The organism is Kineococcus auxinigenes (assembly GCF_050871525.1).
In the GTDB taxonomy this organism is placed as follows: Bacteria; Actinomycetota; Actinomycetes; order Actinomycetales; family Kineococcaceae; genus Kineococcus.
In genome coordinates this window covers 130,767-143,430 of the sequence record NZ_JBKBCT010000002.1, presented here as the reverse complement: position 1 = coordinate 143,430, position 12,664 = coordinate 130,767, and the positions used below count along the sequence as shown (strand labels likewise).

The window sequence follows — 12,664 nt, the reverse complement described above, 5'->3', positions numbered from 1 at the left end:
TCGTCGGCGACGGTGCCGCCACCGTAGGAAGCCGGTGCGATGCCTGTCCAGGAGCTTTCCGGCATCGCACGATGCCGCCGGGGCATCACCGGTCGGGGCCACCGGTGGTCACCGCCGGCGCGGTGTCAGCCGGCGGCCAGCTCCTCGCGCGTGGGCGGGTTCGCCCCCGCCCGCGAGCACGTGAGCGACGCCACCCGCGCCGCCGTGCGCAGCACGTCCTCCAGCGCGTCCAGCCGCAGCGCCCGCAGCCGCCGTGCCGCCGCCGGTCCCAGCAGGTCGTGCCCGGCCAGCGCGTGCAGCAGCCCCGCGGTGAAGGCGTCGCCCGCGCCGACGGTGTCCACCACCCGCGTCGGCGGCGCCGGCACCCGCAGCGTGCCCGCCCCCGCGACGCCCACCGCGCCGTCCCCGCCGAGGGTCACCACGACCAGCGCCGGACCGCGGCGCTGCCAGCGGCGCGCCACGTCCACCACGTCCTCGCCCGGGCACAGCCACGCCACGTCCTCGTCGGAGGCCTTGACGACGTCGGCGCTCTCGACGAACGCCTCCACCAGGGGCAGGGCCTGCTCCGGCGAGCCCAGGAAGGCCGGGCGCACGTTCGGGTCGTAGCTGGTGGTGGCCCGCGACCGCGCCGAGCGCAGCAGCTCCAGCACCTGCTGCGCGCCCGGGGCGACCGCCGCGCCGATGGACCCGGTGTGCACCACGTCCACCCCGCCGTCCACCCCGCCGCCCAGCAGCTCGTCCGCACCCGCCGCCGGCAGGCGCCACTGCAGCTCGAAGTCGTAGGAGGCGCGGCCCTGCTCGTCCAGCTGCGCGCGCGCCACCGAGGTCGGCAGCTCGTCCACCGCCCCGGGCGCCAGCGCCACGGCCCCGGCCGCCAGGTGCCCGGTCAGCAGCCGGCCGTGCTCGTCGTCGCCCAGGCGCGTCAGCAGCGACACCCCGTGCCCCAGCCGCCCCAGCCCGTACGCCACGTTCAGCGGGCTGCCGCCGGGGTGCTCGGCGACGGTGCCGTCCGCCGAGCGCACCACGTCCACGAGGGACTCGCCGACGACCAGGGCGCGCGCCATCAGCGCGGGCCGGTGAAGTCGACGGCCGAGTAGGCGCGCAGCTTCGACAGCTTGTGCTCGGACTCCACCCGGCGGATCGTCCCCGACTTCGAGCGCATCACGATGCTGGAGGTGCTGATCGTGTCGCCGCGGTAGCGCACCCCGCCGACGAGCTCGCCGTCGGTGATGCCGGTCACGACGAAGTACACGTTGTCGCTGGCGACCAGCTCGGAGGTGCTCAGCACCGCGTCCAGGTCGTGGCCGGCGTCCAGCGCCTTCTGGCGCTCGTCGTCGTCGCGCGGGGCGAGGCGCCCCTGGATCGTGCCGCCCAGGCAGTGCATCGCGCAGGCGGCGATGATGCCCTCGGGAGTGCCCCCGACACCCATGAGCAGGTCCACGCCGGTGCCCTCGCGCGCCGCCATCACCGCGCCGGCGACGTCGCCGTCGGAGATGAACTTGATGCGGGCCCCCGCGTCGCGGACCTCCTGCGCCAGCTGAGCGTGCCGCGGGCGGTCCAGGATGCAGACGGTGACGTCCTCCACCCAGCGGTTCTTCGCCCGCGCCAGCCGGCGCACGTTCTCCTTCACCGGCAGGCGGATGTCCACCACCTCGGCGGCCTCCGGGCCGGCCACCAGCTTGTCCATGTAGAAGACGGCGCTGGGGTCGTACATGGTGCCGCGCTCGGCCACCGCCAGCACCGCCACCGCGTTGGGCATCCCGCGCGCGGTCAGGGTCGTGCCGTCGATGGGGTCCACCGCCACGTCGCACTCCGGGCCGCTGCCGTCGCCGACGCGCTCGCCGTTGAAGAGCATGGGGGCGTCGTCCTTCTCGCCCTCGCCGATGACGACCGTGCCGTTCATGCTCACGGTGCCGATGAGGGTGCGCATCGCGTTCACCGCGGCGCCGTCGGCCTTGTTCTTGTCCCCGCGGCCCACCCACCGCCCGCCCGCCATCGCCGCGGCCTCGGTCACGCGCACCAGCTCCATCGCCAGGTTGCGGTCGGGGGCCTCCGTCCCGACGGCGAGCGCCGCGGGCAGCTGGGGCGAGGCGTTCTGGGACATGTGACCTCCACGGTCGACGTCGTCGGGCCGCCAGGGTATCCGGCACCATGGAGCCCGTGAGCACGACCGGCAGCACCCCCGCGCACCAGGCACCCGCACCTCCCGGCGAGGACCCCCGCGGCGTGCCGCGGACCCGGCGCGGCGGCAACGTGCAGTCGATGCTGCTGTCGATGGCCGTGATCCTCGGCCTGGTCGCGGTGGTGGTGTGGGCGCTGCCGCGACCCGGCTCGATCCAGCAGCCGCCCGCGGACGTGGCCGGCACCGCGGCCGGCGCCGGCGCCGGGCTGCCCTTCACGCCCCCGGTGCCCACCGGGCTGGAGGGGTGGACCCCCACCTCCGCGGAGGTCAACCGCTCCACCGACGGCGTCACGACCTGGCACGTCGGCTACCGCACCGACGAGGGGGAGTACGTCGCCCTCGAGGTGGCGCGCGACGCCACGGCCGCCTGGCAGCGGGCGCAGACCGGCGGCGGGGCGGCCGACGGCACCCTCGAGGTGGACGGGCGGCAGTGGGAGCGCCTGCTGCAGGAGGACCGCGGGCGGCGCAGCCTGCTGCGCACCCAGGACGGCCTCACGGTGATCGCCGTCGGCCAGGCCGGCTACCCCGTGCTGGCCGAGCTGGCGCGCGCCACCGAGGCCGGCTGGGCGGCGGCGGGCGCCGAGTGGGGCGCACCCGCACCCTGACGACCGGGGGACGCCCGCGGGCGCACCCGCCCCGGCCGCTCAGCCCTCGTCGCCGCCCGGCGGGCGCGCCGCGTCCAGGCGGGCGCGGGCGCCCTCCAGCCAGCGCTCGCACGCCACGGCCAGCGCCTCCCCGCGCTCCCACAGGGCCAGGGACTCCTCCAGGCCTGTGCCGCCGGCCTCCAGCCGGCGCACCACGTCCACGAGCTCGTCGCGGGCCCGCTCGTAGCCCAGGGCGGCGATGTCGTCGGGCAGCGCCGGCGCCTCGGCGGCTGCGTCCACGGGTGTCTCGGGCTTCTCGCGCTTGGTCGGCACGGGCACAGACCCTAGGTCCACCCCCGGGCCGGCGACGCGGGCCCCGCCGTCGCCCGGCCGTCGCTCAGCCGGCGCGCGCGGTCAGCTCCCCGTCGGCCAGGCGCACCCGCAGCACGGTGCCGGCCGGCGCGTCGGCCGGCTCGCGCACCACGCGGGCGGTGCCGTCCGCACCCACCGCCCGCACCACCGCGTACCCGCGCAGCAGCGTCGAGCGCGGCGACAGCGCCCGCACGCTCGCGCGCAGGTGCTCCACCTCCACCGCCGCCCGGTCCAGCCGGCCGGCCAGCGCGCGGCGGGTGCGCTCGCGCAGCCTGCCGACCTCCGCCGCGGGGCCGTCCACGAGGACGTGCGGGGCCGCCAGCACCGGGCGGCTGCGCAGCGCCAGCAGGCCCGAGCGCTCCCGCTCCACGCGCGCCGCCACCGCCCGCCGGGCCCGTGAGCGCAGCTGCGCCACTCCGGCGAGCTCCTCGGCGACGTCGGGCACCACGCGGCGGGCGGCGTCCGTGGGGGTCGAGGCGCGCACGTCGGCGACCAGGTCCAGCAGGGGGTTGTCGACCTCGTGGCCGATGGCCGAGACGACGGGCGTGCGCACCGCCGCGACCGCGCGCACCAGCGCCTCGTTGCTGAAGGGCAGCAGGTCCTCCACGCTGCCACCGCCGCGGGCGACGACCACGACGTCGACCTCCTCCAGCGCGTCCAGCTCCCGCAGCGCGGCGCTCACCTCCGTCACCGCCGCCGGACCCTGCACGGCGACCTCGCGCACCTCGAAGCGCACCGCCGGCCAGCGCAGCCGGGCGTTGTCCACCACGTCGCGCTCGGCGGCGCTGGCGCGCCCGCACACCAGGCCCACCACGCGCGGCAGGAAGGGCAGGGGGCGCTTGCGCTCCGCGTCGAACAGGCCCTCGGCGGCCAGCACGCGCTTGAGGTGCTCCAGGCGGGCCAGCAGCTCCCCGACGCCCACGGGCCGCACGTCGTCGGCGGCCAGGCTCAGGCTGCCCCGCTTGGCGTAGAACTCCGGCTTGGCGTGCACGACGACGCGCGTGCCGTGGCGCAGGCCGTCGGGCAGCACGTCGCGCAACCGCGACAGCACCCGGCGGGTCAGCGTGACGGGCAGGGAGATGTCGGTGTCGGTGTCGCGCAGGGTCACGAAGACCACGTGCGCGCCGGGGCGGTCGCTGACCTGCACGACCTGCCCCTCCACCCAGGTCCAGGGCATCCGTGCCACGTAGGCGTCGATCTTGGAGGCCAGCAGCCGCACCGGCCACGGGTGCTCCGCGCTGGTCTCCCCGGCGGTGCCGGGGCGGCGCGGCGGTTCGGCCGGGGACCGCTGCGGGGACGGGTGCGCGCTCACGGGCCCATCCTGCCCGCCCGCCGAGCGGGGGCGGGGCGTCCGGGGGGCGACCTACCATGGGGGCGTGACGCAGCCCCTCCTCGACACCCCCGCCGCGACCGCCGCCGACGACTGCAACGACACCGCGGCGCTGGCCGGGGCCGGCGAGCGCGCCGCGTGGGACGGCGGCAAGCGGGTGCTGCTGGCCGCGCCGCGCGGGTACTGCGCCGGCGTGGACCGGGCCGTGGAGGCGGTGGAGAAGGCGCTGGAGCTGTACGGCGCCCCCGTCTACGTGCGCAAGGAGATCGTCCACAACAAGCACGTGGTGCGCACGCTCGCCGAGCGGGGGGCGGTCTTCGTGCAGGAGACCTCCGAGGTGCCCGAGGGCGCGCACGTGGTGTTCTCCGCGCACGGCGTCAGCCCGGCGGTGCGCGCCGAGGCGGAGGAGCGCTCGCTGAAGGCGATCGACGCCACCTGCCCGCTGGTCACGAAGGTGCACCGCGAGGCCGTGCGCTTCGCCGAGCGGGACGCGCAGATCCTGCTCATCGGCCACACCGGCCACGAGGAGGTCGAGGGCACCGCGGGCGAGGCCCCCGAGCACATCACGGTCGTGGACAGCCCCGAGGCGGCCGACACGATCGAGGTGCGCGACCCGGACAACCTCGTGTGGCTGTCCCAGACGACGCTGAGCGTCGACGAGACGATGGAGACGGTGCGCCGGCTGCGCGAGCGCTTCCCGAACCTGGCCGACCCGCCCAGCGACGACATCTGCTACGCCACCCAGAACCGCCAGGTGGCCGTGAAGAAGATCGCCGCCGAGTCCGACCTGGTGATCGTCGTGGGATCGGCGAACTCCTCCAACTCCGTGCGGCTGGTGGAGGTCGCCCTCGACGCGGGGGCGCGGGCCTCGCACCGGGTGGACGCCGCCGTGGAGATCGACGACGCGTGGTTCGAGGGGGTGACCACGGTGGGCGTCACCTCCGGCGCCTCGGTGCCCGAGGTGCTGGTGCGCGAGGTCGTGGAGCACCTGGCGGCGCGCGGCTACGGCTCCGTGGAGGAGGTCACCACCGCGCAGGAGGACCTCGTCTTCTCGCTGCCCACGGACCTGCGCCGCGACCTCAAGCGCCGCAGCCTGCCGCTCACCCCCCTCTGAGGCCGCGCTCCTCGCGCACCCCGGGCTCCTGCCGCCCGTCCTCCAGCAGTTCCGGGGCCGTCAGCGGCCGCACGGCGTCCTCCAGCGGCCCCACCGCCGGCAGGTCGCCGTCGGCGACGTCCAGGTCGCGCAGCCGTCGCGCCGTGACCAGCACCCGGCGCTCCAGGGTGCCCACGAAGCGGTTGTAGTCCTCCACCGCGCGGTGCAGCGTCCGGCCCAGCGAGGCGGTGTGCCCGCCGAGCGTGCCGAGGCGCTCGTGGAGCTCGCGGCCGAGGGCGAACAGCTCGCGCGCGCTGCCCGCCACGGCGTCCTGCTGCCAGGTCAGCGCCACGGTGCGCAGCAGCGCCAGCAGCGTGGTGGGCGTGGCCAGCACCACGCGCCGGCTCATCGCGTGCTCCAGCAGGGCGGGGTCGGCCTCGCAGGCTGCTGCCAGGAACGCCTCCCCGGGCACGAAGCAGACGACGACGTCCGGGGAGTCCTGCACGGCCGCGGGGTAGTCCTTGGCCGCCAGGGCGTCGACGTGCCCGCGCAGCGCCCTGGCGTGCGCGGCCAGCTCCGCGCGCCGCGCCGCCTCGTGCGCCGGGCCCTCGTCCAGCTCGCTGGCGCGCAGGAACGCGGCGAGCGGTGCCTTGGCGTCCACCACGACGTGCTTGCCGCCGGGCAGGTCGACGACGAGGTCGGGGCGCACGGTGCGCCCGTCGCGGGTCGTCAGGGTGGCCTGCTGGGTGAAGTCCACCCGTTCCAGCATCCCGGCGTGCTCGACGACGCGGCGCAGCTGGACCTCCCCCCAGGACCCGCGGGAGCTGGAGGCGCGCAGCGCCCCGGCCAGCGAGGCCGTCTGGGTGCGCAGCGCGTCGGTGCCGGCGGCCACGGCGGCGAGCTGCTCGGTGAGCCGGGCGTACTGCTCCACGCGGTCGCGCTCCAGGGTGCGCACCTGCGCCTCGACGCGCCCGAGGGTGTCGGCGACCGGTGCCACGGCCGCGGTCAGCTCGCGCCCCTGCGCGTCGCGCTCGGCCAGCTCGGCGACCCGCTCGCGCAGCAGGTCGCGCTCGGCGGCGGCGGCCGCGGCGTCGGCGCGCCGCAGCGCCCGGGCGAGCAGCAGCCCGAGGGCGAGGCCGGTGACCAGGCCCACCAGCAGGCCGGTGAGCAGCAGGGCGGCGGGGCTGACGTCCACGCCCGCACTGTGCCAGTCGCCGGCCGGCCGGCCGGTGCTGCTCCGTCCGGGTGATGCGCGCCGGCCCCTTCTCCGGACACCGAGTGGTCGATACGGTGCGCACCGTGACGGGGTGGTGAGCGGTGCGGCGGTACGTGCCGTCCGCCGGCGAAGAGCCCGCCGTGGTGGTGGCGGTGCGTCGCGCAGTGTTCACGCCACGTCGACCTGTTTGACCTGTCGGTGGCGGGGAACTCGCGGTGCGCCCCGAACCCCCTCCACTACAGTGACGCGACGAGAGAGTTGCGGGGGTGCGGTGCGCGACGGGTGGGGGCGCCCGGCACCGGCTCACCCCGCGGCACCGCTCGACACCGATGCAGACGATCGGCACCGATCGACCAGGGGGGAACACGATGGACCACGTCGACGCCGCTGAGCCGCGGGAGCGGGACGAGGACCCGGTGGGCCGGGCGCTGGCGGCCGTGTCCGCGCAGCAGGTGCCCACCCAGCGCGCCTGCCTCGACCTGGCCCGGGCGCTGTCGGGCGCGGGGGACGCGCGCCGCGCCGTGCAGTGGGCCTTCGCCTCGATCGACGCGGGTGAGGACTTCGCCGGCTGGCTGGCGGCCTCGCGCCTGTGGCAGCGCCACCGCGCCGACCTGCCCGCTCCGGCGCGGCGCGCGCGCGTGGCCGTGCTCGGCAGCTACACCACCACCCAGCTGACCGGCCTGCTGCCGCTGGCGTGCGCGCGGGCCGGGGTGGACGTGGAGGTCTACGAGTGCGGCTACGGCCTCTACCGGCAGGAACTGCTGGACCCCACCAGCGGCCTGCACGAGTTCGCCCCCGACGTCGTCGTCCTGGCCGTGGACGCCGCCGAGGTCGACCTGCACCCGCCGGTGGCCGACCCGGCGGCCGCCGTCGAGGCCGAGGTGGCGCGCTGGACGTCCCTGTGGGACCTGGCCCGCGAGCGCTTCGGCGCCCGCGTCGTGCAGCACGGCGTCGTCGTGCCGCCCGACGAGCCGCTGGGCCACCTCGCGGCGCGCGTGCCCGGTTCGCGGACCTCGCTGCTGCGCCGCTTCTCCGAGCGCCTCGGCGAGGTCGCCGCCTCACCGGCCGGGCAGGGCGTCGCGCTGGTCGACTGCGAGCGCCTCGCCGCGGACGTCGGCAAGCGCACCTGGACCGACCCGCGCTACGTGCACGCCGCCAAGCAGGCCGTGTCGCTGGCGTGCGTGCCGCTGCTGGCCCGGCACACCGCCGCTGTCCTCGCCGCCCAGCTGGGCGCCTCGCGCAAGTGCCTCGTGCTGGACCTGGACAACACGCTGTGGGGCGGGGTGCTGGGCGAGGTCGGCGTGCACGGCATCACCCTGGGGACCGGTGCCGCCGGCGAGGCGTACAGCGCCTTCCAGCGGTACGTCCTGGCGCTGAAGGACAAGGGCGTGGTCCTGGCCATCTGCTCCAAGAACGACGAGCAGCTCGTGCGCGAGGTCTTCGCTCAGAACCCGGACGTCCTCGTGAGCCTGGACGACGTCGCCGTCCTCAAGGCCAGCTGGGAGGACAAGCCCACCGCGGTGCGCGGCATCGCGGCGACCCTGGGCATCGGCGAGGACGCGCTGGTCTTCGTCGACGACAACCCCGCCGAGCGCGAGGCGGTGCGCGAGCTCGCCCCCGCGGTGGACGTGGTTCCGCTGCCGGCCGAACCGGCCGGGTACGTCGCCGCCCTGGCGCGCTACCCGTTCTTCGAGACCGACGCCCTGACGGCCGAGGACGCCGCCCGCACCGAGCAGTACCGCGCCCGCGCGCTGGCGGCCGAGGAGCGCGCCTCCGCCGGGTCGCTGGAGGACTACCTGGGCGGGCTGGGCATGCGCGCCGAGGTGGCGCCGCTGGGGCCGGCGAACGTGGCGCGCGTGGCGCAGCTGCTGGGCAAGACGAACCAGTTCAACCTCACGACCCGCCGGCACTCCCTGGCCGACGTGGAGTCCTTCGCCGCGGACCCGGACCGGTGCGCCCAGGTGGTCCGCCTGCGCGACCGCTTCGCCGACCACGGCGTGGTGGGCGTGCTGCTCGCGCAGCGGGTGCAGGACGCGGACGGCCCGGTGCTGGAGGTGGACAGCTGGCTGATGAGCTGCCGGGTCATCGGCCGCACCCTGGAGGACGAGATGTTCGGCGTGCTGGTGCAGCAGGCGCGGGCCGCGGGCTGCGGGCGCCTGCGGGGCACCTACGTGCCCACGGCGAAGAACTCCCAGGTGGCGGGGCTGTACGAGCGGCTGGGCTTCAGCCGCGAAGAGGGTGCCGACGGCCTGGCGGGGGAGGGCTCGACCAGCTGGGTGCTGACGGTGCCCGAGCGGGTGCAGACCCCTGGGCTGATCGAGGTGCAGGTGGACGTCACGGCCCCGAGCGCGGGTCCGGGCGGCGACGAGGACGAGGTGCCGGCGCAGCGCCGGCAGGAGCAGGAGGTGGCGCGGTGAGCGAGCGGACGGGTGAGCTGCTGGGCGAGGACGGCGTCGACGGGCGGGTGCTGCGGGTCTTCCGCGACGTGCTGGGCGACGAGCAGCTGCAGCTGAGCGAGACCACGACGGCCGGGGACGTGCCCGGGTGGGACTCCCTGGCGCACATCAACATCATGTTCTCGCTGGAGTCGGAGTTCGGCGTGCAGTTCACCGACGCCCAGCTGACCTCCTTCGCGGACGTGGGGGAGCTGCGCCGCTTCCTGGCCGCCGCCGCGGGCTGATGAGCCCGGCCGCCGGTCCCGCGACCCGCCCACCGGCGGGGCGCGGGGCCGGGCGGCGGTAGGCTGCTGTCCCCGTGGCCCTCACCATCGGCATCGTCGGACTCCCCAACGTGGGCAAGTCCACCCTGTTCAACGCTCTCACCGAGAACGACGCCCTCGCGGCGAACTACCCGTTCGCGACGATCGAGCCCAACGTCGGGGTGGTGCCGCTGCCGGACCCCCGCCTGGACGAGCTCGCCCGGATCTTCTCCAGCGAGAAGACGGTGCCCGCGACGGTGTCCTTCGTCGACATCGCCGGCATCGTCAAGGGCGCCAGCGAGGGCGAGGGGCTGGGCAACAAGTTCCTGGCCAACATCCGCGAGGCGGACGCCATCTGCCAGGTGACCCGCGCCTTCGCCGACCCCGACGTCGTGCACGTGGCCGGCACCGTCGACCCGGCCGACGACATCGCCACCGTGCACACCGAGCTGGTGCTGGCGGACCTGCAGACGCTCGAGCGCGCGCTGCCCCGCCTCGACAAGGAGGTCAAGGGCAAGAAGACCGACCCGGCGGTCCTGCGGGCCGCGCAGGCGGCCCAGGCGGTCCTGGACTCCGGGCGCCCCCTGTCGGCCGCGACGGCCGCCGACGACGTGGACGTGGAGCTGCTGCGCGAGCTGGGCCTGCTGACGACCAAGCCGTTCCTGTACGTCTTCAACGTCGACGAGACCGTGCTGGGCGACGAGGCCCGGATGGACCGGCTGCGCGCTCTGGTGGCGCCGGCCGAGGCGGTCTTCCTGGACGCCAAGCTGGAGTCGGAGCTGGCCGAGCTGGACGCCGAGGAGGCCGCCGAGCTGCTGGCCTCGGTCGGGCAGGACGAGCCGGGCCTGAACCAGCTGGCGCGCGTGGGCTTCGCCACGCTGGGCCTGCAGACGTACCTGACGGCCGGGCCGAAGGAGTCGCGCGCCTGGACGATCCGCAAGGGCGCCACGGCGCCCCAGGCGGCCGGGGTGATCCACACCGACTTCCAGCGCGGCTTCATCAAGGCCGAGGTCGTCTCCTTCGCCGACCTGGTCGCGGCCGGGTCGATGGCCGAGGCCAAGGCGCAGGGCCGGGTCCGCATCGAGGGCAAGGACTACGTCATGGCCGACGGCGACGTGGTGGAGTTCCGCTTCAACGTCTGAGCCCGTCCGTGCCCGCCGGCACGCGGCCGGGGGTGCGGCGCGTGGTGTGCAGCACCCCTCACGGCGAGCGACACTGGAGGGGAGCCCGCCCGGGCGCCGCCGGTGATCGGGCGAGTTCGCGTCACACCCGCGACCACGGGTGTTAACGTGCTGCCCGACCGCTAGTGGTGGACATCCTGCCCAGCAGGAGCCGCCGTACCTGGGCAACGTGCCCAAGCAGACGTGCTTGCTAGGAGGAGTCCCACCGTGAGCAGCTTCGACAAGGACGACGAGCAGGGCCTCGCGCGCCGCACCGGCCTCGTCTCCCGCGGTCCCGTGATCACCCGCCGCGCCGGCCTGGCGGGCCTGCTGGGCGCCGCGGCCGTCGGCACCCTCGCGGCGTGCGGCGGCAGCGAGGACGAGGGCGAGGGCAGCACCGAGGGCGCCGGCTCCGGCGGCGACGTCATCGCCAACGGCACCGAGCCGCAGAACCCGCTGGTGCCGACCAACACCAACGAGGTCGGCGGCGGGCGCCTGCTCGACTCGCTGTGGGCCGGGCTCGTCTACTACCAGGCCGACGGCTCCCCCGAGAACGACGTGGCCGAGTCCATCGAGTCCACCGACGGGCAGAACTACACGATCACCCTCAAGCCGGACCAGACGTTCTCCGACGGCACCCCGGTCACGGCCAGCTCCTTCGTGGACGCCTGGAACTACGGCGCCCTGGGCACCAACGCGCAGCTGTCGAGCTACTTCTTCGAGCCGATCCAGGGCTTCGCGGAGGTCCAGGCCGACCCGCCGACCGCCCAGACCATGTCCGGCCTGCAGGTCGTGGACGACACCACCTTCACCGTGGCGCTGGTGCAGCCGGAGAGCGACTTCCCGCTGCGCCTGGGCTACTCGGCGTTCTACCCGCTGCCCGCCTCGGCCTTCGACGACATGGACGCCTTCGGCGAGAGCCCGGTCGGCAACGGCCCCTACAAGCTGGCCGCCCCCGACGCCTGGCAGCACAACGCCCGCATCGACTTCGTGCCGAGCGAGAGCTACACCGGCCCGCGGCAGGCGCAGAACGACTCGCTGGCGTTCGTCTTCTACGAGACCTACGACGCCGCCTACGCCGACCTGCAGTCCGGCAACCTCGACGTCATCGACAACATCCCGCCGTCGGCGCTGTCCACCTTCCAGGACGACCTCGGCGAGCGCGCCGTCAACCAGCCCTCGGCGGTGTTCCAGTCCTTCACCATCCCGCAGAACCTGCCGCACTTCAGCGGTGAGGAGGGCGAGCTGCGCCGGCAGGCCATCTCCCACGCCATCGACCGCGCCCAGATCTGCGAGACGGTCTTCCAGGACACCCGCACCCCGGCGAAGGACTTCACCTCCCCGGTCATCGACGGCTACTCCGAGACGGTCCCGGGCAACGAGGTGCTCGCCTACGACCCGGAGGAGGCCAAGCGGCTCTGGGAGCAGGCGAACGCGATCGCGCCGTACACCGGCACGTTCACCATCGCCTACAACTCCGACGGCGGGCACCAGGAGTGGGTCGACGCCACCGCCGCCTACATCCGCCAGACGCTGGGCATCCAGGCCGAGGGCGCGCCGTACCCGACGTTCGCGGCGCTGCGCACCGACGTCACCAACCGCACCATCACCGGCGCCTTCCGCACCGGCTGGCAGGCGGACTACCCGGGCCTGTACAACTTCCTGGCGCCGATCTACGCCACCGGCGCCGGCTCCAACGACGGCGACTACAGCAACCCGGAGTTCGACGCGCTGCTGGAGCAGGCCGCCGCGCAGACCGACACCGGGCAGGCGAACGAGCTGCTGCAGCAGGCGCAGTCGATCCTCTTCGAGGACCTGCCCGCGATCCCGCTGTGGTACTCCAACGTCACCGGCGGCTCGTCCGAGGCGGCCAGCGACGTCCAGTTCGGCTGGAACAGCGTGCCGCTGTACTACCAGATCACCAAGAGCTGATCACGGCGCTCAGGGGTGGACCGCTTCCGGCCGGTCCACCCCTGACGCGCGTGCGCGTGCTGCGCACGAGGACGCCGGCAAGGACAACGGCCGGGGG

At 75.3% G+C, this 12,664-nt stretch carries 11 protein-coding genes; 6 read left to right on the top strand and 5 right to left on the bottom strand.

Translation table 11 applies throughout. The annotated features are described in order from the left end of the window. Positions 1-125: 125 nt before the first annotated feature. Positions 126-1,064, bottom strand: coding sequence for a carbohydrate kinase family protein (locus ACRYR9_RS01680; RefSeq protein WP_432491924.1), 939 nt, complete (start codon positions 1,062-1,064; stop codon positions 126-128). Next, positions 1,064-2,104 carry a class II fructose-bisphosphatase gene (glpX, locus tag ACRYR9_RS01675; RefSeq protein WP_432491926.1) on the bottom strand — a complete coding sequence of 347 codons (1,041 nt, stop codon included), beginning with the start codon at positions 2,102-2,104 and terminating at the stop codon, positions 1,064-1,066. Before glpX ends, ACRYR9_RS01680 begins: the two co-directional genes overlap by 1 nt. A gap of 56 nt (positions 2,105-2,160) precedes the next feature. Here glpX and ACRYR9_RS01670 point away from each other — a divergent pair, with 56 nt between their 5' ends. Continuing rightward, complete coding sequence (locus ACRYR9_RS01670) at positions 2,161-2,787, top strand: DUF4245 domain-containing protein (RefSeq protein WP_432491928.1); 627 nt, start codon at positions 2,161-2,163, stop codon at positions 2,785-2,787. 39 nt (positions 2,788-2,826) lie between these two features. Here the strand turns inward: ACRYR9_RS01670 and ACRYR9_RS01665 are convergent, their stop codons facing one another. Further along, the gene (locus ACRYR9_RS01665) at positions 2,827-3,066 is read right to left on the bottom strand and encodes an exodeoxyribonuclease VII small subunit (protein ID WP_432491990.1); all 240 of its coding nucleotides are present in this window, start codon (positions 3,064-3,066) and stop codon (positions 2,827-2,829) included. 97 nt (positions 3,067-3,163) lie between these two features. After that, positions 3,164-4,450 carry an exodeoxyribonuclease VII large subunit gene (xseA, locus tag ACRYR9_RS01660; protein WP_432491930.1) on the bottom strand — a complete coding sequence of 429 codons (1,287 nt, stop codon included), beginning with the start codon at positions 4,448-4,450 and terminating at the stop codon, positions 3,164-3,166. A gap of 130 nt (positions 4,451-4,580) precedes the next feature. Here xseA and ACRYR9_RS01655 point away from each other — a divergent pair, with 130 nt between their 5' ends. Further along, positions 4,581-5,582, top strand: a complete 1,002-nt coding sequence (locus tag ACRYR9_RS01655) for a 4-hydroxy-3-methylbut-2-enyl diphosphate reductase (protein WP_432491992.1) — start codon at positions 4,581-4,583, stop codon at positions 5,580-5,582. Here the strand turns inward: ACRYR9_RS01655 and ACRYR9_RS01650 are convergent. Continuing rightward, complete coding sequence (locus ACRYR9_RS01650; RefSeq protein WP_432491932.1) at positions 5,569-6,756, bottom strand: DNA recombination protein RmuC; 1,188 nt, start codon at positions 6,754-6,756, stop codon at positions 5,569-5,571. The two genes, ACRYR9_RS01655 and ACRYR9_RS01650, sit on opposite strands and share 14 nt — an antisense overlap. 389 nt (positions 6,757-7,145) lie before the next feature. Here ACRYR9_RS01650 and ACRYR9_RS01645 point away from each other — a divergent pair, with 389 nt between their 5' ends. From ACRYR9_RS01645 to ACRYR9_RS01630, 4 genes are all read left to right on the top strand, one after another. Continuing rightward, a complete protein-coding gene (locus ACRYR9_RS01645) occupies positions 7,146-9,194 on the top strand; it encodes an HAD-IIIC family phosphatase (protein ID WP_432491934.1) in 2,049 nt (682 codons plus the stop codon). Next, positions 9,191-9,457: an acyl carrier protein gene (locus ACRYR9_RS01640; RefSeq protein WP_432491936.1), complete on the top strand. Its 267-nt coding sequence runs from the start codon at positions 9,191-9,193 to the stop codon at positions 9,455-9,457. The genes ACRYR9_RS01645 and ACRYR9_RS01640 overlap by 4 nt, the downstream gene beginning before the upstream one ends. Positions 9,458-9,531: 74 nt before the next feature. Further along, on the top strand, positions 9,532-10,617 hold the full coding sequence (gene ychF, locus ACRYR9_RS01635; protein ID WP_432491938.1) for a redox-regulated ATPase YchF: 1,086 nt from the start codon (positions 9,532-9,534) through the stop codon (positions 10,615-10,617). A gap of 318 nt (positions 10,618-10,935) precedes the next feature. After that, complete coding sequence (locus ACRYR9_RS01630) at positions 10,936-12,567, top strand: peptide ABC transporter substrate-binding protein (RefSeq protein ID WP_432491994.1); 1,632 nt, start codon at positions 10,936-10,938, stop codon at positions 12,565-12,567. Positions 12,568-12,664 lie beyond the last annotated feature (97 nt).

What these genes read in the sequence shown, in the direction of transcription:
- glpX (WP_432491926.1), bottom strand. Translation starts at nt 2,104, where the DNA reads ATGTCCCAGAACGCCTCGCCCCAGCTGCCCGCGGCGCTCGCCGTCGGG.
- ACRYR9_RS01680 (WP_432491924.1), bottom strand. Translation starts at nt 1,064, where the DNA reads ATGGCGCGCGCCCTGGTCGTCGGCGAGTCCCTCGTGGACGTGGTGCGC.
- ACRYR9_RS01645 (WP_432491934.1), top strand. Translation starts at nt 7,146, where the DNA reads ATGGACCACGTCGACGCCGCTGAGCCGCGGGAGCGGGACGAGGACCCG.